The organism is Streptomyces albus subsp. chlorinus, from assembly GCF_013302895.1.
Classification (GTDB): Bacteria; Actinomycetota; Actinomycetes; order Streptomycetales; family Streptomycetaceae; genus Streptomyces; species Streptomyces chlorinus.
In genome coordinates this window covers 6,651,252-6,670,493 of record NZ_VJOK01000001.1, presented here as the reverse complement: position 1 = coordinate 6,670,493, position 19,242 = coordinate 6,651,252, and the positions used below count along the sequence as shown (strand labels likewise).

Annotated in this window: 19 protein-coding genes; 5 read left to right on the top strand and 14 right to left on the bottom strand. The window is 74.8% G+C overall.

Going from position 1 to position 19,242, the window contains the following annotated elements; translation table 11 throughout:
- Positions 1 to 29: 29 nt before the first annotated feature.
- Positions 30 to 641, bottom strand: a complete 612-nt coding sequence (locus tag FM076_RS28895) for a LuxR C-terminal-related transcriptional regulator (protein ID WP_173873798.1) — start codon at positions 639 to 641, stop codon at positions 30 to 32.
- 270 nt (positions 642 to 911) lie between these two features.
- Between FM076_RS28895 and FM076_RS28890 the strand changes: the two genes are divergently transcribed.
- A complete protein-coding gene (locus tag FM076_RS28890; RefSeq protein ID WP_173873797.1) occupies positions 912 to 1,319 on the top strand; it encodes a PPOX class F420-dependent oxidoreductase in 408 nt (135 codons plus the stop codon).
- A gap of 24 nt (positions 1,320 to 1,343) precedes the next feature.
- Here the strand turns inward: FM076_RS28890 and FM076_RS28885 are convergent, their stop codons facing one another.
- From FM076_RS28885 to FM076_RS28860, 6 genes are read right to left on the bottom strand one after another with little or no spacing between them, the layout of a single operon-like run.
- Positions 1,344 to 3,332 (bottom strand): proton-conducting transporter membrane subunit, encoded by a 1,989-nt coding sequence (locus FM076_RS28885; RefSeq protein WP_173873796.1) that lies wholly within the window; start codon positions 3,330 to 3,332, stop codon positions 1,344 to 1,346.
- On the bottom strand, positions 3,329 to 3,676 hold the full coding sequence (locus tag FM076_RS28880) for a sodium:proton antiporter (protein ID WP_173873795.1): 348 nt from the start codon (positions 3,674 to 3,676) through the stop codon (positions 3,329 to 3,331). The genes FM076_RS28885 and FM076_RS28880 overlap by 4 nt, the downstream gene beginning before the upstream one ends.
- The gene (locus tag FM076_RS28875; protein WP_173873794.1) at positions 3,673 to 4,419 is read right to left on the bottom strand and encodes an MnhB domain-containing protein; all 747 of its coding nucleotides are present in this window, start codon (positions 4,417 to 4,419) and stop codon (positions 3,673 to 3,675) included. The genes FM076_RS28880 and FM076_RS28875 overlap by 4 nt, the downstream gene beginning before the upstream one ends.
- Positions 4,416 to 4,685: a Na(+)/H(+) antiporter subunit B gene (locus FM076_RS28870; RefSeq protein ID WP_173873793.1), complete on the bottom strand. Its 270-nt coding sequence runs from the start codon at positions 4,683 to 4,685 to the stop codon at positions 4,416 to 4,418. Before FM076_RS28870 ends, FM076_RS28875 begins: the two co-directional genes overlap by 4 nt.
- Positions 4,675 to 5,142: a monovalent cation/H+ antiporter complex subunit F gene (locus tag FM076_RS28865; protein ID WP_173873792.1), complete on the bottom strand. Its 468-nt coding sequence runs from the start codon at positions 5,140 to 5,142 to the stop codon at positions 4,675 to 4,677. Before FM076_RS28865 ends, FM076_RS28870 begins: the two co-directional genes overlap by 11 nt.
- The gene (locus tag FM076_RS28860; RefSeq protein WP_173873791.1) at positions 5,139 to 5,327 is read right to left on the bottom strand and encodes a hypothetical protein; all 189 of its coding nucleotides are present in this window, start codon (positions 5,325 to 5,327) and stop codon (positions 5,139 to 5,141) included. Before FM076_RS28860 ends, FM076_RS28865 begins: the two co-directional genes overlap by 4 nt.
- 188 nt (positions 5,328 to 5,515) lie before the next feature.
- Between FM076_RS28860 and FM076_RS28855 the strand changes: the two genes are divergently transcribed.
- Positions 5,516 to 6,922, top strand: coding sequence for a cytochrome P450 (locus FM076_RS28855; protein WP_173873790.1), 1,407 nt, complete (start codon positions 5,516 to 5,518; stop codon positions 6,920 to 6,922).
- 327 nt (positions 6,923 to 7,249) lie between these two features.
- Here FM076_RS28855 and FM076_RS28850 read toward each other — a convergent pair whose 3' ends face one another.
- The 5 genes from FM076_RS28850 to FM076_RS28830 form a co-directional block, all read right to left on the bottom strand.
- Entirely contained in the window at positions 7,250 to 7,861 is a 612-nt protein-coding gene (locus FM076_RS28850) for a DUF5709 domain-containing protein (protein ID WP_173873789.1), read from the bottom strand.
- A gap of 95 nt (positions 7,862 to 7,956) precedes the next feature.
- Positions 7,957 to 8,631, bottom strand: coding sequence for an HAD family hydrolase (locus tag FM076_RS28845; RefSeq protein WP_173873788.1), 675 nt, complete (start codon positions 8,629 to 8,631; stop codon positions 7,957 to 7,959).
- 39 nt (positions 8,632 to 8,670) lie between these two features.
- Positions 8,671 to 10,164, bottom strand: a complete 1,494-nt coding sequence (locus tag FM076_RS28840) for an aminotransferase class I/II-fold pyridoxal phosphate-dependent enzyme (RefSeq protein WP_173873787.1) — start codon at positions 10,162 to 10,164, stop codon at positions 8,671 to 8,673.
- 198 nt (positions 10,165 to 10,362) lie between these two features.
- Positions 10,363 to 11,394: a non-homologous end-joining DNA ligase gene (gene ligD, locus FM076_RS28835; RefSeq protein WP_173873786.1), complete on the bottom strand. Its 1,032-nt coding sequence runs from the start codon at positions 11,392 to 11,394 to the stop codon at positions 10,363 to 10,365.
- Positions 11,391 to 12,008 (bottom strand): DNA polymerase ligase N-terminal domain-containing protein, encoded by a 618-nt coding sequence (locus tag FM076_RS28830; RefSeq protein ID WP_173873785.1) that lies wholly within the window; start codon positions 12,006 to 12,008, stop codon positions 11,391 to 11,393. Before FM076_RS28830 ends, ligD begins: the two co-directional genes overlap by 4 nt.
- A gap of 1,033 nt (positions 12,009 to 13,041) precedes the next feature.
- On the opposite strand from FM076_RS28830, the gene FM076_RS34780 reads away from it, so the two are divergent.
- A complete protein-coding gene (locus tag FM076_RS34780; RefSeq protein ID WP_345945304.1) occupies positions 13,042 to 14,226 on the top strand; it encodes an NUDIX hydrolase in 1,185 nt (394 codons plus the stop codon).
- A 177-nt stretch (positions 14,227 to 14,403) separates the two neighbouring features.
- Here FM076_RS34780 and FM076_RS28820 read toward each other — a convergent pair whose 3' ends face one another.
- Entirely contained in the window at positions 14,404 to 14,976 is a 573-nt protein-coding gene (locus FM076_RS28820; protein ID WP_173873784.1) for a TetR family transcriptional regulator, read from the bottom strand.
- A 242-nt stretch (positions 14,977 to 15,218) separates the two neighbouring features.
- On the opposite strand from FM076_RS28820, the gene FM076_RS28815 reads away from it, so the two are divergent.
- Positions 15,219 to 16,259, top strand: a complete 1,041-nt coding sequence (locus FM076_RS28815; protein WP_345945303.1) for an agmatine deiminase family protein — start codon at positions 15,219 to 15,221, stop codon at positions 16,257 to 16,259.
- 456 nt (positions 16,260 to 16,715) lie between these two features.
- On the opposite strand, the gene FM076_RS28810 is transcribed toward FM076_RS28815, so the two are convergent.
- Positions 16,716 to 18,182: an MFS transporter gene (locus tag FM076_RS28810; RefSeq protein WP_345945302.1), complete on the bottom strand. Its 1,467-nt coding sequence runs from the start codon at positions 18,180 to 18,182 to the stop codon at positions 16,716 to 16,718.
- Between the two features lie 95 nt (positions 18,183 to 18,277).
- Between FM076_RS28810 and FM076_RS28805 the strand changes: the two genes are divergently transcribed.
- Positions 18,278 to 19,237, top strand: a complete 960-nt coding sequence (locus FM076_RS28805) for a helix-turn-helix transcriptional regulator (protein ID WP_345945301.1) — start codon at positions 18,278 to 18,280, stop codon at positions 19,235 to 19,237.
- Positions 19,238 to 19,242 lie beyond the last annotated feature (5 nt).

Sequence of the window (19,242 nt, the reverse complement as noted above, 5' to 3'; positions counted from 1 at the left end):
GACTGCCCGCGGGTCGCCCCGCCGGCGGGTCACAGCCAGCCCGCCCCCTGCGAGATGCGTATGGCGTCCACCCGGTTGCGGGCCCCGGTCTTGCGGGTGATGGCGGACATGTAGTTGCGTACCGTCCCGGTGGACAGTCCCAGCCGGCGCGCTATCTCGGTGACGGGGGCTCCCTCGGCGGCCGCCGACAGCACCGTCAGCTCCCGTCGGCTGAGCGGCACCTCGGAGGCCCGCAGCAGGGTGTTCGCCAGGGCGTTGTCGACGAAACGTTCCCCCGCGGCGACCCGCCGGATGCCGGTCACCAGTTGTTCGGGGAGCGCGTCCTTGCACACGAAGCCGCGCGCTCCCGCGTCCAGTGCCCGGCGCAGCGCGCCCGGGCAGTCCTGGCTGACCAGTACCAGCAGCCGGGCCGGTTCCCGCTCCCGGCCGCCGGAGCGGGTGCGTGAGGCCAGTTCGTCGAGCGGGGAGCGGCCCATCACGTCGGCGTCCACGACGCACACGTCGGCGCTCCGCGTCCGCGCCGACCGTACGGCGTCCTTCCAGGACGCGCCGTCGATCTCGATGTCCGGCTCTTTTCCCACCAGAGTGGCCAACGCGCATCTGAGGATGCGCACGTCGTGCACCAGCAGTACCCGGATCACGCGGTGTTCCCCCCTAAATACCCGATAGCCGCGCATGACAGGCGCAGCTCAATACATACAAGCTCATCGCGTGCGGGAGACGGGGAGTTTTGGCCACACATCGAGACGGAGCGTGCGCGTTGTGTTATGGGGGGGCGCGTGCGGGGGCGCATCGGCGGGTGCGTCCCGTGCCGGAGGAATAACCCGCGCGGGGAGGGGAGTTGACAGCACGGAGCGCCCCGCGGGCGCACCGGTCCGATTCCCTTCCCTGCGCGAGTGAGGACAACTGCCATGGCCACCGGGCTCTCCGACGACCTGAAGAAGTACCTCGACGACGAACGGGTCTTCGCGACCGTGGCGACGCTGATGCCCGACGGACGTCCGCACCAGACGGTGGTGTGGGTGCTGCGCGACGGCGACGACCTGCTCTTCTCCACCACCGTCGACCGGCGGCAGGGCAAGAACCTGGCACGGGACCCGCGGGTCTCGGTGATGCTCAACCCGCCGGAGAACCCCTACGTCTACGCCGAGATCCAGGGCACCGCCACCCTCACCCCGGACCCGGACCACACGCTGCTCAACGCCGTGTCGCGCAAGTACACGGGCAAGGACTACGCCGACTTCAACCCGGCCTCCCGCGACGACGGGGAGCGCGTCACCGTCCGGGTCACCGCCCAGCGGGTCACCGGCAGGCTGTGAGCCTCCGGCCGGCGCCGCCGTCCCTCACCACACCAGCGCGGCCAGCAGGGTGATGCCCGCCAGGGCGCAGGCGACGTAGTCACCGATGTGCCCGGAGTGCAGGCGGCGCAGCGGCACCGACCAGCGGGGCCTGGCCCCGCTGGGCACGGTGCGCAGGGCGGTGCCGGCCGCGCCTGCCGCCAGCGCGGCCGACAGCACCCCCAGCAGTACGCCTGCGGCCGGCCAGTGGGGCGCGGGGCCGGCCGACGCGGGTGCCGGGGTGGCGTGGAGGACGGCCAGGGCGTATCCCGTGTGGTCGGTGAAGGGCTCGGCGGCGCGCCCGACAGCCGACCACAGCGACGGCACGCAGCCGACCGCGAGTCCGCCCGCCAGCAGGGCGACGGCGGCGGCGAACATGGTGTCGGGCACCCGCGTCACCCTGCCGGGGGTCTCCTCCGGCTCGTCGGCGCCGGTGGTCTCCGGATCCGTGCCGGTGTCGGTGTCGGGGCCGGGGTCCGTGTCGGTGTCCTTGTCGCTGTCCCTGTCCGCGGTCGCCCCCTCCTCCGCGCGCTCTCTCCCGCCGCCGCGTACGTCACCGCCGGTCGCGTCCTCGCCGCGCGGGTGGCCTTCCGCCTTCCGGCCCCGCGCGCGGTGGCCCGCCCCGGTGGCGCCGCCGTCCGGGGCTGGCGCCGAACCCAGTCCCAGGAAGACGCCTCCGGCGACGCGCAGCACGGCTCCGCCGGTGGCGGCGGAGACGAGGACGAACACCACCGTCAGCGGGCCGCCCGCCGCCTCCTCCGAGAGTGCCTTGCCCAGGCCCGTGCCGAACGGCGGCAGCCCGGCGAGCGCGAGCCCGCCGAGCGCGAACAGCACGCCGACGCGGGGCAGTTCGCGGCCCCGGCCGTGCAGACCGCGTTCGTCGACGCTGCGGAACCGGTCCACCAGGACGCCCGCGCACGCGAACAGGGCGGCCTTCACCCCGGCGTGCCCGAGCAGGTAGAGCCCGGCGCCCGTGACCGCCTCGGGGGTGAGGGCGGCCAGGGCGATGAGGAAGAGCCCCGTGTGGGCGATGGTGGAGAAGGCCAGCAGCCGTTTGATGTGCCGTTGCAGCCAGCACAGCAGCGCGCCCGTGACGGCGGTCAGCACGCCCAGCACCAGCAGCGCGCGGTGGACGGCCGCCCCGGGCACGCCACCGGGCCCGGCGAAGACGGTCCAGTAGAGCCGGGCGACCCCGTAGACGCCCAGCTGCACCATCACCCCGGACAGCAGCATGCACACCGGGGTGGGGGCGACGGTGTGCGCGTCCGGCAGCCAGAAGTGGAAGGGGACGGCGGCGGCCTTGACCAGGAACCCGGTGGCCACCAGCACGAAGGCGGCCTTGACCAGGGCACCGGAGTCGCCGGGGGCGGCGTCCAGCCGCTCCCCGATCCGGGCGAGGCCGAGTTCGCCGGTGTGCGCGTACAGCAGGCCCACGCCCAGCAGAGTGGCGTAGCCGCCCAGCGAGTTGAGGAACCCGAAGGTGAGCGCGCCCTGCACGGCGCGGGCCTCCTCGACGCGGTATCCGGTCAGCGCGTAGGCGACCACGCCCATCAGTTCGAAGAAGACGAAGGCGTTGAAGAGGTCGCCGGTCAGTGTGAAGCCGCACATGCCGGCCTGGAACGCGAGGATCAGCGCCGGGAACGCACCGGCCTGGCGGGGCGGCGGGTCGTCGAAGAACCGCCACGAGTAGACCAGGACACACACCACGAGCAGACAGACGAGCGCCGCCAGCCCGAGGCCGAAGCCGTCCCCGACCAGCACGATGCCCACCCCGGCCCCGTGCTCGGGGCGCCAGCCGCCCACCCAGGCGACGGGCGCCGGACGGTGCGCCGTGACGGCCAGCACGGTCAGGGCGAGCGCGGCGGTGGCGGCGGCGACGGCGGTGCCGAGGATCTCGGCGACGTGGCGCGGCAGCCACCGCCCGGTGGCAACCAGCACGGCCGCGCCCAGCAGCGGGCCGGCGACCAGTACGGGCAGGACCGAGGACGCCGTCATCCGCGCAGCTCCCGCAGCTCGTCGGGGTCCACAGTGCCGTGCCGCTTGGAGACCTGCACGACCAGCGCGAGCAGCAGCGCGGTGACGGTGGCGCCGACGACCACGTCGGTGAGGGTGAGCGCCTGCACCACCGGGTCGACGACGGGGCGCGAGCCGGGCCGGATGTCGGAGTAGACGGGCGCGGTGCCGCCGCGCCGGTAGCCGACGGCCAGCAGCAGCACATAGGTCGACGCCTGGCAGACGGCGAGCGAGCCGACGGCGTGGATGAGGTTCCGGCTGGTGGCCATGCCCCAGCAGCCCACCAGGAACAGCCATCCGGCCACCAGGTACGGCAGCACGCTCATCGGCCGCTCCCCTCGTCCGCCGACTCGATCTCGATGGCCTGGTCGAGGAACTGCGCCAGCAGCACCACGACGGCCGCGGCGACCTCCACGGCGATGGCGGCGTTGAGCAGGGGCACGATGCCGCCGGAGGAGAGCGTGTTGGCGGTGCCGTAGGGCAGTGTGTTCTCCAGGAAGGCGGCGCCCGCGAGCAGTCCGCCCAGCCCGACGAGCAGATAGCCGGCCTCCCCGGCGGCGTCGGCGACGGTGAACAACGTCAGCGACCTGACCCTCTTGAGCGCGCGGTAGTCGATGGCGACATAGAGCAGGTGCAGCGCGGTCGCGGCCACCACACCGCCCTGGAAGCCGCCGCCCGGACTGAGCTGTCCGTGCGCGGCGACGTACAGCCCGGTCAGCAGCGTGACGGGCAGCACGGCCAGCGCGTAGCGGCGCACCGGGGCCGGGACCCGCGCCGGTTCGGGCTCGACGCGGCGCTCGTCGCGGGTGGTGCGCAGGATGACGACGGTTCCCAGGACCGACCCGAAGAGGATGGCCTGCTCGCCCAGGGTGTCGAAGGCCCGCTGGTCGAAGTTGACGGAGGCCACCGTGTTGGCGGTGTGCCTCCCCAGCGCGGCCTCCACGGCCCGGGTGCCGTACGGGTGCCAGGAGCCGCCGAAACCGGGCAGCTGGAGGAACGCGACGGCCAGCAGTGCCGCCACCCCGAGTCCGCCGAGGACGAGTACCCCGGTCCGCATGCGCCGGTTCACTCGTGCTCCTCCCGCCGCTCGCTGCGCGCCTTGCGCCGTACCTTGCGCACCGACAGCAGCACCATCAGCGGTGTGAGAGCGGTGCCGACGGCCAGTTCGGACAGGGCCACATCGGGTGCCTGGAGGACGGCGAACAGGACGGCGAGCGCCAGCCCGAATCCCGCCAGGACGGCGGCCTGGCGCACCGGGTCGCGGGTGAGCACGGTGGCCGTCCCGGCGACCGCGACGAGCAGCAGGGCGAACGCCACGGGCAGCTCAGCGCTCATCGCCCGCACCCCCTCCCGGCGGTGCCGTCAGCGCCCGGGTGCACAGGGCGCTGCCCGCCACCAGCAGGCAGCCGACGGCCAGGAGCTTCAGCGTCGTCCTGCCGGGTGCGGCAGCCGCGCACACCGGTGCGACCACCAGCGGCACCGGCGCCACGCCGAGGACGGTCATGGTGCGGGTGACCCGCGCCGAGGGCCGGGCGGCCCGCAGTTCGTCGCGCAGCAGCCGCTCGTAGACCAGCGTGCCGACGGGGCCGAGCACGGCCAGCACGAGGGCCATGTCGGTGTAGGAGGGCCGCGCGTACCCCTGGGAGAGCAGCAGCAGAACGAGCGCGGCGAGCACGGTGGCCAGGTTCTGCGCCAGCACGCGCCGCCGCACGGGCCCCGTGCACACGCACAGCAGCGCGGGGAGGAAGCCGGCGAGGAGCAGCGCGCAGGCCGCGGCGAGCCAGCCGTTCACCGCTGTTCCGCCGCCCTGCGGGCGGCCCTCCCGCCGAGGGCGGCGAGCAGCGCGGCGCCCGCGCCCACGCAACACTCCAGGGTGTCGACCGTCTGGATGAGCACCAGCCACAGCCCGGCCAGCACCGTCCACCAGGCGGCGACCTCCGCGACCGCCTGGGCGACCGCCGTCAGCCGACGCGCCATCAGGCCGCCTCCCCTCGCCTCACGTGCCTCGCGGGCCGGACGGGTCAGTGGGTACCACCGGCCGGGCGGTGCCAAACGGGGCTCCCGTGCGCGTCGTTTCGCACGGTGACCTGCGGGTACCGCGACGCTCTTGGAACGACGCACCCGACAGCGGCCGGCACGCCCGGCGCGGAGTGAGCGGAGTGGAGATGCGACTGACCGAGGCCACCGCGACGAATCCGAGCACCGGGGAGTCGCCCGGGGCAGGGACCCTTCGCCCGCTGGGCGCACGGGAGGCGGCCGGGGTGGTGGGCGACGTCCTGCTGCCGGTACTGGCGGGCGGCGTGATCGTCCGCAGGCCGCGCGCCATGGGACTGGTGGAGCGCACGGGCTGGGACCGGCGCGGTGTGGAACGGGTGCGCGCCCTGCGGCAGCGGCACGGTTCCGGACCGCTGCCGCTGACCGTGCGCGGGCGCTCCTACGCGCTCGTGCTCGACCCCGAGGACGCGGAGCGCGTCCTGGCCGGCACCCCGGAACCGTTCAGCCCGGCGACGCGGGAGAAGCGCGGCGCCCTGGCGCAGTTCCAGCCGCACGGGGTGCTGGTCTCCGGCGGCTCCGAGCGGGCGGCGCGGCGGGAGTTCGTCACGCAGGTGCTCCAGACCCCGCAGCCGCTGCACGACCTGGCGGGGCCGCTGACCGGGGTCGTCCGCGAGGAGGCCGCCGCGCTGCTCGCGGAGGCCGAACGCTCCGGCCAGCTGCGCTGGGAGGAGTTCGACGCCGCGTGGTGGCGGACGGTCCGCCGCGTCGTCCTGGGCGACGCCGCGCGGGACGACGTGACACTGACCGCCCAGCTGGGCGCGCTGCGGTCGGCCGCCAACTGGTCGCTGCTCAGCCCGCGCCGCAAGCGGCTGCGGAGCGCGTTCCTCGCCCGCGTGCGGGAGTACGTCGCCGCGGCGGAACCCGGCAGTCTGGCCGCGCGGGTCGCGGCGACCGACGCCCCTCCCGGAACCGACCGTGCGGGCCAGGTCCCGCACTGGCTGTTCGCCTACGACGCGGCCGGCATGGCGACGGCACGGGCCCTGGCGCTGCTGGCCACACACCCGCGGGAGGGCGAACGGGCACGCGAGGAAGCACGCGGCGGGGACCCGGCCGCGCCCCGCGAGCTGCCGTATCTGCGGGGGTGCGCGCTGGAGTCGGTCCGGCTGTGGCCGACGACCCCGCTCATCCTGCGGGAGAGCACCGAGGAGACCTCGTGGCCGGGCGGCACGCTCCCCGCCGGATGCGTCTTCGCCCTCTACACGCCCTACCTCCACCGGGCCGAACCCGCCGCCCCCTACGGCGACACCTTCGCGCCCCAGCAGTGGACCGCTCGGAGCGGACGCGCGGCCCGGGCCAACCCCGCGCTGGTGCCCTTCAGTTCGGGCCCTGCCGGGTGCCCCGGCCAGAACCTCGTACTGCTGACGACCAGCACCCTGCTGGCCGCACTGCTGGAGCGGCACACCTACACGCTGGCCTCGCACCCGGGACTGCGGCCCGCCGCACCGGTGCCCGCCACCCTCGACCACTTCGCGCTCCGCTTCCGCGTGCACCCGGACCCCGGCTCCGGGCCCCGGTGAGGGCCCGGCCGCACGGCGCACGACAGCCGCGCGGCACCGGCCTCCTCGGCTCGCCGGCCTTGCCCGGGCCTCTTGTCCGGCCCATTCGGCTCATCGGCCGCGTGCTCACTGGCCCCTTGTCCGGCTCATCGGCAAGGTGCCCGCGGCCGGTCTCCACTGCCGGTCCCTGCCGCCGGGAGTCCGACGCCAGGGTTCCGGCGCCGCGTTTCCGGCGCCGCGTCCGGATACCGGCACGGCTGTCGGCACGCATGTACGTGGCCCGGTCGCCCGCGGGCGGCCGGGCCACGGTCCGTCGTGGGGGTCACCCCGTCCCGTCGGCGTCGCGGGTCACATCTCGTCCTCGTCCACCGTGCGCAGGGCCTCCTCCTCGGCGGACAGCGCCCCGCCGCCGCTCTCGCGCCCGTAGACGTCCTGGCGGCGGGGCGGCGTCGCCTCGGGGTCGTTGCGCAGCAGCCCCGAGGCCTCGTCGGGCGGGCCGGAGACGGCCTCCCGCTCGGAGACCTCGGGCTCCTCCTCGGCGAGCCGCTCGTCGAGGGACTCGCCCTCGCGCATCTCGGCGGGCGTGGGGGCGGCCCGCGTGACGGCGGTGGGCGTGTCGCCGGGCACCGCCTCCTGCTGCGGATCGCTGGCCCGCTCCTGCTCGGGCGTGCCGTCCTGGAGGTCGGGGATGCCCTGGCCCTCGGGGTCGGCTCCCGGGTCGGCGGGCCGGGCGCGCTCCTGGTCGGCCTCCGCCTCGGGGGTGAGGAACGAGGTGTCGAATCCGCCGCTGTCCCGGGCGGGGGCACGCGGCGGCGGGTCGGATTCCACGGGCGGGTTCCACTCGCCGCGCTCGACGCGTTCGCCCGGCTGCCGGCCCTCGGCGGGGCCCTCGCCCATCTCGGCGGCGTCCTCGGTCGTGACGCCCTCTTCCGCGGGGATGTCCCTGCCGTCTGAGGTCATGGTGGCCTCCTCTCGTCCGGTCGCTCGGGTACCCCTCCGACGCGGCGGCTACGCGGAGCGACTCCGCAGGTCAGCGGCGCCGTCGCCGGCGGGGTTCAGGTGTCCTGCTCCAGCCGGGCGCAGACGCTCTCGTCCAGCCGGGTCAGCAGATCGGCCGGCCCCTCGTAGACCTCCTGGGCGCCGGCCTGTGCCAGGTCGGCGCGCGGGATGCCGCCGCTCAGGACGCCGATGGCGGTGACGCCCGCGCGGGCCGCGGCCCGCATGTCCCACACGGAGTCGCCGACGAAGACGGTCTGCTCGCGGGCGGCCCCCACCAGCTCCCTGGCCTGCTCGACGGGGTCCGGCGCGGGCTTGCCCCGCTCGACGTCCGAGGAACTGGCGATGTGGGCGATGACGTCGTCGGCGTCCAGGGCGCGGCGCATCGCGGCCAGCTCGCCGCCGGACGCGGAAGTGACCAGCACGACGCGCCAGCCCCTCCCGTGCAGCGCGTGCAGCAGTTCGCGGGCGCCCTCCAGCGCGCCGAGCCGCTCGTGGCAGGTCGCGAAGAGGGTCTTGTGCGCGTCGCTGAGGGCCGCGTCCTGGTCGCGGTCCCGGCCCTCGCCCAGTACGTGGGCGATCAGGTCGCTCCCGCCGAGCCCGATGGCCCGGTGCAGGGCCGCGGTGTGCACCTTGTGCCCCGCCTGCCGGAACGCCTCCCACCAGGCGTGGACGTGCAGATAGGTGGTGTCGGTGAGGGTGCCGTCGACATCGAAGAGCGCGGCGCGCGGCATGGTGGCTCCTTCCCTGCGGGTGAGCTGACGGGGTCGTCGTCACAGGCGGTCCGGCGCCGCGGGCGGGCGGCCGTCGGCGAGCACCCTGACGGTGTGGAGATCGGGGGCCGCCGCGTCCGGGAGGTTCATTCCCGCCTCCACGCCGGTGCGCAGGTAGTCCAGGACGGTCCTGGTCAGCCGCTCACCGGGCAGCGCGGCGGGGATGCCCGGCGGATAGGGCGTGATCATTTCGGCGACGATCCGCCCCTCGGCCTCGTCCACGGGCACGTCCTCGACCGCGCCGAAGTAGGCGTCCCTCGGCAGATACGCCTGTTCCATCCGCAGGTCGGCCGGGGTGCGCAGGGCGACCGTGGGCGAGGAGGGGAACTCCTCGGCGCGGGCCGCCAGCTCCCGTACGGCGTCCAGCAGCACGGACGTGGTGCGGTGGTCGTCGGCGTGGGTGAGCTGGGTGCTGATGCGGCGGTGGTCGCTGACGTGGACGTCGATGTGCCGCTCCTCGCGCAGCCAGTCGGCGGCCTGGTAGCCGGTCAGCGGCAGCTCCGCCAGGTCGATGACCACGGGCAGCGGGTCCAGGTCGGCCGCCAGGCCCTCGCCGACGAAGTCGGCCCGGTCGTTGACGTGCAGCCCGTCGGTCTCCTCCAGCCGCCCCCGCACCTCGGCGGCGAGGTCGAGCGCGTGTCCGAGCAGCTTCTGGCCGTGCTGCGCCATCTGGCGGCGCCAGCCGTCCAGGCCGGCGTAGATCAGCACGTTCGGGCTGGTGGTGCCCAGCAGGTCGGCGCGCTGCGCCAGCATCAGCGGATCGATGTGCGGGCCCTGGAGATGGAAGACGGAACCCTGTTCGAAACCGCTGCCCATCTTGTGGATGCTGGTCACGCACACGTCCGCGCCCGCGTCCATCGCCCAGGCTGGCAGGTCGGGGTGGAAGGGCAGGTGGGCGCCCCACGCCTCGTCGACGATGAGGGGGCACCCCCGGCGGTGGCACACCTCGGCGAGGGCGTGCAGGTCCGCGCAGGTGCCGTAGGGGGTGGGGCTGGTGACCAGTGCCCCGCGCGCGTCGGGGTGCTCCTCGAAGGCCGCCTCGAACGCGGCGGCGGACGGCGCGTGCGCCAGCAGCCGCTTCTCGTCCCACCGCGGCTCCACCCACACCGGGTGGATGCCCGAGAGGACGAGGCCGGAGACCACCGACTTGTGGGCGTCCCTGCCGACCAGCAGCTTCTCGTGCGGCCCCGCCACCGCCAGCATCGCGGACTTCACCGACAGCGAGCTGCCGCAGGTCGAGAAGAACGTGTGCTCGGCGTGGACCGCGTCCGCCATCAGCTGTTCGGCCTTCACGAGGACGGCGCCCCGGGTGCGCCGGTCGTCGAGCCCGCCGGAGGCCAGCACGTCACCGTGGAAGACGGCGTCGCCCAGCACCTCGCGCACCCTCGGGTCGGCGCCCCGCGCCTGTTTGTGTCCGGGCGGGGTGAACGGCAGCTCACCCGCCCGCTGGTAGCGGGCCAGTGCCTCCAGCACTGGTGCGGCATCGTGATCCATGCGTCACGTAGTGCCCGCACAGCGCGGAACGGAACCAGGCGTACGGCGTTCGGAGCGACGGGCGGTACAGGGGGCGCGCCGGGCCCGGCCCTCCCCCGCCGCACGGGCGAGTGCGGACGGTGCTCGCCCCGCGAGGCCGTCCCGTCCCCCGGCTGCGCCCACCCCCGGGACGGCCCCCGGGACGGGGCGCCCGTGCGGTCAGCGCCGCTCCCGGGGCGTCTCCCGGACGACGTCCTGGGGCCTCTTGTCGTCGCGCAGGCCCAGGAACCGGGGGTGCCTCAGCATGCCGTCCCTGGTCCACTCGGTGAAGCCGATCTGCGCGACGAGACGGGGCTCCACCCAGTGCGCGCCCCGCTCGCGGACCGGATCGGCGAACGGGGAACCGGGCACCTCCAGCTCGTCCAGGCCCCGGCGGAGGGCCAGCAGGGTGGCGCGGTCGTACCCGGTGCCGACCTTGCCCGCGTAACGCAGCCGGCCGCCCCCGCCGCCCCGGTCGTAGTAGCCGAGCAGCAGCGCGCCGAAACCCACTCGGCTCCCGGCCGGCTCGGTGAAACCGCCGATGACCAGCTCCTGGTCCCCCTCGCACTTGAGCTTGAGCCAGTCCGGGGAGCGGCGGGGCTGGTAGCGGCCGTCCGCACGCTTGGCGATCAGCCCCTCCCAGCCGTGCGCGCACGCCTCGTCCAGCAGCCACTGCCCGCCCTCGTTGCGGTGGGTGGTGAAGCGCAGCGGCGCACGGAAGTCCAGGGCCCTGCGCAGCAGCGACTTGCGGGTGCGCAGCGGGAGCCGCGTCAGATCCATGCCGTCGAGGCGCAGCAGGTCGAAGACGTAGTACGTGACCGCCACCCCGCTGGCCCTCGCCTGGCGCTCGGTGCTCAGTTGCATCCGCTGCTGGAGCCGGGAGAAGTCGGTGCGTCCCCGCGTGAAGGCGACGACCTCCCCGTCCACGGTGAAGTCGGCCCGGCTCTGCCCGGCGAGCGCGTCGGCGATCTCGGGGTACGTCTCGTTCACCCGCCGCCCCGTACGGGACAGCAGCCGCTCGCCTCCGCCCTCACGCACGGCAAGCACCCGTACCCCATCGAGCTTGCGCTCGAAGAGCCAGCCCCCGGCGGAGAAGTCGCGCCGGTCGCTCAGCTCGGCACGCATCGGCTTCCCGGCCAGCGTGGCGCCCGCGGGCGCCGGCCGGAGCAGCGCCCGCTCCCCGGCGGACAGCGAGCCGAGCAGATCGCTCATGTCCGGCCGCCCTCGCGGGTCCACTCCTCGGTCGCCTCGTCCCGCACCTGCCGCAGCGTGCGGTCGCTGCGGGCCGAGCGGACCCGCCACGGGTCGGGCGTACCGCGCGAGGAGGCGTGGCTGTCGTTCTTCTTGACCAGCAGCCACGCCTCGCGCTCCCCGTCGTCCCCGCTGCGGAAGCGGGAGAGCGCCCAGTCGCCGCGCAGCTTGCCGCCGTGCATGCGGAAGGAGATGTGGCCCTTCGCCAGCGCCTTGCCGAAGTCGCGGGACAGCGGCTCGTAGGTCCCCTCGTCCCACACGATGACCGACCCGGCGCCGTACTCGCCGTGCGGGATGACGCCCTCGAAGGTGCGGTAGTCCAGCGGATGGTCCTCGGTGGGCATGGCCAGCCGCTTGTCGTGCGGGTCGGTTGACGGCCCCTTGGGCACCGACCAGGACTTGAGGACCCCGTCCCACTCCAGCCGGAAGTCGAAGTGCAGCGTCGTCGCGTCGTGGATCTGCACCACATAGTGCGGTTGCCCGCCGCCCCCGGCCGGTCCGCCCTCGGGCTCGGCCGTCCGGTCGAACCTCCGCTTGCGCCGGTAGGTCTTCAGCGCGTCGTCGTCACCGCTCACGCCCTGTCCTTCCCGGCCACGCCACGCCACACCACGCGGCCGTGGCCTCACCCGCGGTTCCGTCCGCCACCCCGTCCTCGCGTGGCCCGTTCTCCGCCCTCCCCGCGTTCCCCTTGTCGCCCCGCCCACACGGGCCCCTGCGGGCGGCTCGCGGCTCCCCGGTGGTGCGGCCCGGCCACGGGGCGACCACGGGCGGACGCCGGTCCGACCACGTGCGGATACGGTCCGACCACGGTGCGGGTACGGAACCGCACCCCGTGCCGAGGTGCACCTCGTGACCGAGCAGCACATATGACCTGGCGGCACGTCGCGACCGAACAGCGGCTCGTGACCGAACAGCTGCCCGGGTGCGCGGCGCGGTGGCACTCCGTCCGACTCCCCCTGCGGGCGGCACGTGCCGCGCGGGCGTACCCGATCGCGTGGCCGCCGAGTTGAACCCGGCGAAGCACCAGACGCGCCCCTACCCCCACCACCGGACACGAGGAGGCCCCGCATGACCTCGACGCCCCGCACACCCGCCCCCGACGACGCGGCTTCGTCCGGGGCGCCGCCGGAACCCGGCACGCCCACCGGACCGGCACCGGGCCCCGCCCCCGGTCCGGTGCCCCGCCCCGCCCACGCGCCGGCACCCGCGAAGGTGCCCGGGCCCGCACCCGTCCGGACACCGCCGACGCCCGTGCAGACCCCCGGTCAGAGGTCCCGACCGCCGTCCGGGCGGACGCCGGGGCGACCGCCCGGGCCGACGACCGGGCGAACTCAGGAGCCGCCGTCGGACACCCGCGCGGAGCGGGCCTCCTCCGATGCCGGTACCGACACCTGCGCCGTCCGCTCGGGTCCCAGCTACGGTTCCGGTTCCGGTCCCGGTCCCAGTTCCGGTCCGGAAGCAGGTGCCCGTGCGGAAGCCCGTACCGATGCCCCTATCCCCACCGGTACTGGTACCGATATCCCCACCGGTACTGGTACCGATCCGGGTACGGAGACCGCCGAGGAGCTGGCCGCCTACCTCGCGACGCACCCCGCCCCCGCCGCCGCGGTGGACGCCCTCATCCGCGACGAGCGGGGGCGCCTGCTCGTCGTCGACCCCGTCTACAAGCCGGGCTGGGACCTGCCCGGCGGCATGGTGGACGACGAGGGCCTGGTGGACGGCCTGGTGCGGGAACTCCGCGAGGAGCTGCGGCCCGCCCGGCTGCGGGTCGGCCGCCTGCTGGCCGTCGACAACGTGCCGGCCGCCGTCTACGGCCGGGCGATGACGGCCTGCGTCTACGCCGTCCACCTGCCGCACCCCGTCCGTGTCGCGGACCTGCACCTGCAGCGGGACGAACTGCGCGCCGCCGAGTTCCTCCCGGAGGCCGAGGCACTGGAGCGGCTCCCCGAACGACTGCGGCGGCGCACCGTCGCCGCCCTCGCCGCCGAGCGCGGCGCGCACACGGCGCACCTGCTGGACGGGTACCCCGCGCCTCTCGGCGACCGGGACCGCTGGGCCCTGCTGCCCGGCCCGGTGGTGGCCGCCGCCGTGCTGGTGGTCGACCGGGCGGGGCGGGTGCTGGTGATGGAGGGCGGTGACCGCCGAGGAGGGCAGACCTCCCGCCACCGGCTGCCCGGAACACTCGTCGCCGCCGACGAGACCCCCCGCGAGGCCGCCGCCCGCACACTGCGAGCCGGCCCCGGCCTGACGGGCCCCGGCCCGACCACTTCCGGCTCCGCGCACCCGGGACCGGCAACCCCGAGCCCGGCACCCCCCGGACCCGCCCGCCCCGGATCCACGCATCCCGGCTCCGGTTCCGGCCCCGGCCCCGCCGACCCGCGTGCCGCAGGGGCCGGGCCCGCCGGCACCGGAGTCGCGGGCGGGCGGCTCGCGGACGCCGGGGCGGTGGGCATCCGGCCTGCGAGCGGGAGGTCCGCAGGGACGGGTCCGGGGGGTGCGGGCCGCGCGGGGGATGCCGCCGCCGCGCGTGCCGCGGACCGTGCGGGGCCGGGTCGCGGCGCCGTGGGGCGGCTCCTGGCCGTGGACAGCACGCCGTGCCTCCGGGGAGGCCGTACTCTCCTCGTCCACCTGTTCGCGGCGCCCTGCCCCGCGGAACAGCAGCTTCCGCCCGGCGCGCGCTGGCTCGCCCCCGCCGAGGCGCTGAAGCTCCTTCCCGCCCCGGAGGCCCGTCTCGTACGCGGTGTGCTCTCCCCCGGCGGGGAGAGCACTCTTCCGGAGACCGGATCCCGCTGAGGGGGACCCGCCGGCCGGGAGCTCGGGGCCGGGCGGTGACGTCGCCACCCGGCACCCGGCACCCGGCCGCTCCATGCACCCATGCGCCCACGCACCCATACGCCCATGCACGCAGAGGGTGGTTCGTACGGTGATGCCCTGTTTCGGACGAGGGTGGGGGTCGTGCTGGTGGTCGGCTCAGGGGCCGAGTTCCGCGGTGATGGCGCCGCGCAGGAGGTGGCGAGCGCGGTCGAGGGTGAGGGTGCCGCTGAGCCAGCGCTTGCTGAGCCCTTCGACGAGGGCGGTGAGCCGGTCTGCGGCGTCGTCCGGTGAGATATCAGGTGCGGCGCGGCCGGTCTGCTGGGCGCGGTGGATCAGGTCGCTGGTGTGGTCGTTCCAGCTGCCGGTGGTGGTGCGGAGTTGGTCGCGCAGATCGGGCTGGAAGACGGCGGTGGAGCGCAGTTCGCCCCAGGCCGTGGTGTTCTCGACGACGGCGGGGGTGTCCTGGAGTTCGAGGAGCAGCATCTCTTCCAGGTGGCCGCGGGGGTCGGTGTCGGGGTCGGTGGTGGGCTGGGTGTAGTGCTCGGCTCGGGTGTTGATGAAGTCGAGGGTGCGGGCGAGGAGACCGGCCCGGTCGCGGAAGTGGTAGTAGATCAGCGAGGTCGACACGCCGGCCTCCTCGGCCAGCTCCTCGACTCGCAGGCCCCTGATGCCGCGCTGAGCGATGACGCGGGTGGCGGCTTCCAGGATGGCGGTACGGCGGGCGGACACGGGTTCGACTCCCTCGAAGCGTTCCGATCGATGACGGAGACGATGTTACCTTCTCGTCCTGACTGAAATTTCAGTCAGGGCGTCTTGGTGAGAAGGGGAGCCGTGTCATGAGGAGACCGAACCGCCGAAGCGTGCTGAGGGGCGGCGTGGCTGCCGTACCGGCCGCCGCGGGGCTGACAGCCTGCGGTCAGGATCAGGAGAAGAAGGCAGGTCGCCAGTCGTCCGGGGCAAAGGAGGCCGCGGTGCCCAGCCGGAAGCAGGCCGAACTGTTCATGCCGGCGGAGACACACGAGCACGTCCGCACGTTCATGTCGTGGCCGCCGCTGGACTCGGTCTGGGAGGACATGGCGAAAGACGCCCAGCGCGACATCGCGGGCATCGCCCGTGCGCTGGCCGGGTTCGAGCCCGTGGTCATGCTGGCCGCCCCGGAGGAGGCCAAGGCGGCACGGCGGGCCTGCGGCGCGGGAGTGGACGTGATCGCCGTGCCCACCGACGACCTGTGGATGCGCGACAGCGGCCCGACCTTCGTCCTGGGCCCGGAAGGCCTTGCGGGCATCGACCTGCACTTCAACGGCTGGGGCGGCAAGCAGGAACACGAGCACGACGCGAAGGTGGCCCGCGCCGTTCTGGAGTACGCGGGCGTCCCCCGCGTCGACGCGCCCTTGGTGGGAGAGGGCGGCTCACTGGAGGTGGACGGGCACGGCACCCTCCTGGTCACCGAGAGCTCTCTGGTCAACGCCAACCGCAACCCCGGCCTGAGCCGCGACGAGATCGAGAACTCCCTCAAGCACCTGGTCGGCGCCGACCAGGTGATCTGGTTCAAGGGCGCCAAGGGCCAGGACATCACCGACTACCACGTCGACTCCCTGGCCCGCTTCGGTGAGAACGGTGTCGTCCTGCTCAGCCGCGCCTGGGACGGCGACGGACCCGATGTGTGGACCCGTGCCTACGATCAGGCCCGCGGCGTCCTGGAGAACGCGACCGACGCCCGGGGAAGGAAGTTCGAGATCATCGACCTCCCCGAACCCGACCCCGCCAGGCTCGGCCGCCGCGGGAAGGACTTCCTCGGCTCCTACGCCAACTACTACATCGCCAACGACGCCGTCCTCATCCCGCGCTTCGGCGACCGCAGAGCCGACCAGCAGGCCGCCGCCGTCATCGGCGACCTCTACCCCGACCGCGAGGTCGTCCAGTTGGAGATCCACACCGTCGCCGAAGGCGGAGGCGGCATCCACTGCGTCACCCAACAGCAGCCCAGGGCCGCGGAGAGCGGCAGTTCTTGAGGTGTTGTGCGATGACCAGGCCGCGCACGTCCACGGCCGGTCCCCGCTTGCGGCCCGGCACCCGCCTCGCCGGGTCCCGGCCGGTCGTGGACGCCGGGACCCCGGCGGCCGCGTGGACACTCTCGGTGCCAGCACCGCCAGGGCCGGTTCCTCCAACCGGCGGGCCCGTACACGGACCTGGCAGCGCAGGAGTTCGTGGACGACGCAGGAGTTCGTGGACGACATGGCCGGTCCCCTCTCCCGCCAGGCGGCGAAGCAGTGGTACGCCGCACTCTTCCGCGGCAGGCCGTGCAGGAGACAGGCCCGCCGGCAGCCGGTGCGGCCCCGGCAACAGAGCCACTCGAACCTCACGAACCGGCCTCGCGGACCAGGCACCCGGCCCCACCCGGCCTGGCGCAGGCGGCGAGGACCAGGCACCGGGCCGGGGGCCGCGCCGCCCGGCCCGGTCGCGGCGGCTCAGTCGCGGCGCAGCCGGTGGAGCAGGAACGCCAACGCGGCGGCCAGTCCCGCCAGGAGGAGTACGACGGCGGCGAAGGCGTCCGTCGGTCCCGTCGAGGCGGAGATCGCGGAGAACAGGGCACCGATTCCGGCGACCCCGGCGGCCTCCGACGCCTGTACGGCGGTCAGCAGTCCGCCCGACGCGGCGCCCGCGTCCTGAGGGGCCACCTCCGCGAGGGCGAGCCCCAGCAGCGAGGTGGCGACCACGCCACCGCCGAGTCCGTACAGCACGAGCCCCGGCAGCAGCAGGAGGGCCCGGCCGGGTGCGGCCTCCTGGGTGGCCGTGGTCGCCCAGACGGCAAGCAGCCCGGCTCCGGTCACCAGCGCGCCCCACGGCACGACCCGCCCGCCCCAGCGTGCGACGAGCTTTCCGCACACGATCGCGGCGACGGACGTGCAGAGCGCCATCGGGGTGAACAGGGCCGCCGACTGCCAGGGGGAGAAGGAGAGCGCCTGCTGGAGGTGGAAGGCGAGGAGGAAGACGAACGCGCCGTTCGAACCGTAGAAGAGCAAGGCCGTGGGCAGACCCAGCGAGAACCCGCGCTGGGCGAAGAGCCGCGGCGGCAGCAGAGGGGCTCCCCCGGCGCGGGCGACGCGCCGCTCCCACAGGACGAAAAGGCCCAGCAGGACCGCCGCCGCGCACGTCTCCACCACCAGCGGCGCCGTCCAGCCTCCCTCGCCGCCGACCACCAGCGGGTGCAGCAGCCCGAAGAGTCCGGCGCCCAGCAGCGCGGCGCCGGCCAGGTCCAGCGCGGGGCGGGCTCCCTCCCGGTCCGCTTCCCCCACCAGGACGAGCGCCCCGGCGAACGTGGCCGCGCACAGCGGGACGTTGACGAGGAAGACGGCCCGCCAGCCGAGGCCTGCCACGTCCCACGCCAGCAGCAGCCCGCCGACGACCTGCCCGGCCACGACGCCGGCCCCGACCACCGCCCCGTACAGTCCCAGGGCCCGCGCCCGCTCTTCCTCCCGCCGGAAGGTCGCCTGGAGCAGCGCGAGGACCTGCGGCAGCATCAGCGCGGCGGCCAGACCCTGTGCGACCCGCGCACCGATGAGGAACGCGGGCGTCGTGGCGCAGGCGCAGAGCAGGGAGGTGGCGGCGAAGGCGGCGACCCCGCTCAGGAAGATCCGCCGCCTGCCGTACAGGTCGCCGAGGCGCCCGCCCGTGACGAGCCCGACGGCGTACGCCAGGGTGTACCCGGCCGGTACGAGCCCGATCTCGGCGAAGCTTGCGTTCAGTTCCCTCTGGATGGCCGGGTTGGCGACGTTGACGACGAAGATGTCGAGAAAGCCCATGAAGGCTCCGAGCAGCACCACCGCCAACGCGGCCCACTGGGCGCGGCCCGCCCTGGGCGGCTCCTCCATGAAGCCGGCCGGGGGTGCCGACGGCCGCGCGGAGGACGGGCTCTCGTGCTCTGTTCCAGGCACCACGAACTGCCTTTCATCGCCGGGTTTTTCGTGAGGGACCCGGCCAGTCTCGGCAGGCCGTTCGCGGGGGCCAAGGCGGCGCTTATGGTAGTGCCGTGAGTACCAGGACGCGGGGCACGGCCACGACACCGGAGCCGCAACCGGATACGCCGGGCACGGCGGCGCCGACGCAAACGGCGGCATCAGCACGTCCGGCGGCGTCAGCGCGTCCGGCCAGGGCAGCGCGGACGCGGCGGCGCACGGAACTCAGCGCGTTCCTGCGCGACCGCAGGGCGCGGGTCTCGCCGCGGGACGCGGGGCTCCCGGAGGGCGGGCGGCGGCGCACGCCCGGACTGCGCCGCGAGGAGGTCGCCACCCTCGCGGGGGTGGGGCTGACCTGGTACACATGGCTGGAGCAGGGCCGCGCGATCTCCGTCACGACGAGTGTGCTGGACGCCGTCGCCGGCGCGCTCCGGCTGGACGGCACCGAACGCGCCCACCTCTACCGGCTCGCGGGACACGAACCCCGGCCCCACCGGACCGCACCGCCCCGGGACCCGCACCCGGCCGACGCCGCGCCCGGGCTCCCGGCCGCCGTGGTCCGGGTGCTCGACGGGTGGCTCCCCCACCCGGCCTACGTCCTCGACCGGCACTGGCGCTTCCTGGGCGGGAACACCGCGCTGCACGCGCTCTTCGGTGACCTGCGGCCCGGCATCAGCTGTCTGGACGGCTTCACCGGAAAGCTCCCCGGCGGGCACCGCCCCGCGAACTGGGACCAGTTGGCGCCGCAGCTCGTCGCCGGCTTCCGCACGGACGCGGCACGCTACCCCGACGACCCGGAGTTCCCCCGCGTCGTCACCGAACTGTCCACCGCCGATGCCGGGTTCGCCGAACTGTGGCGGCGCCAGGAGGTGCGGGACACCGCCGTCGGCGCCAAGACGCTCGACCACCCCACCGAGGGCCGGCTGCACTTCGACCGGACCACCGTCCATCTGGCCGACCACCCGGACCTCCACCTGAGCCTGCTCCTGCCCGCGGCGGACACCGGCGATGAGCGGCCGGCACCCACCGGCTGAGGAGA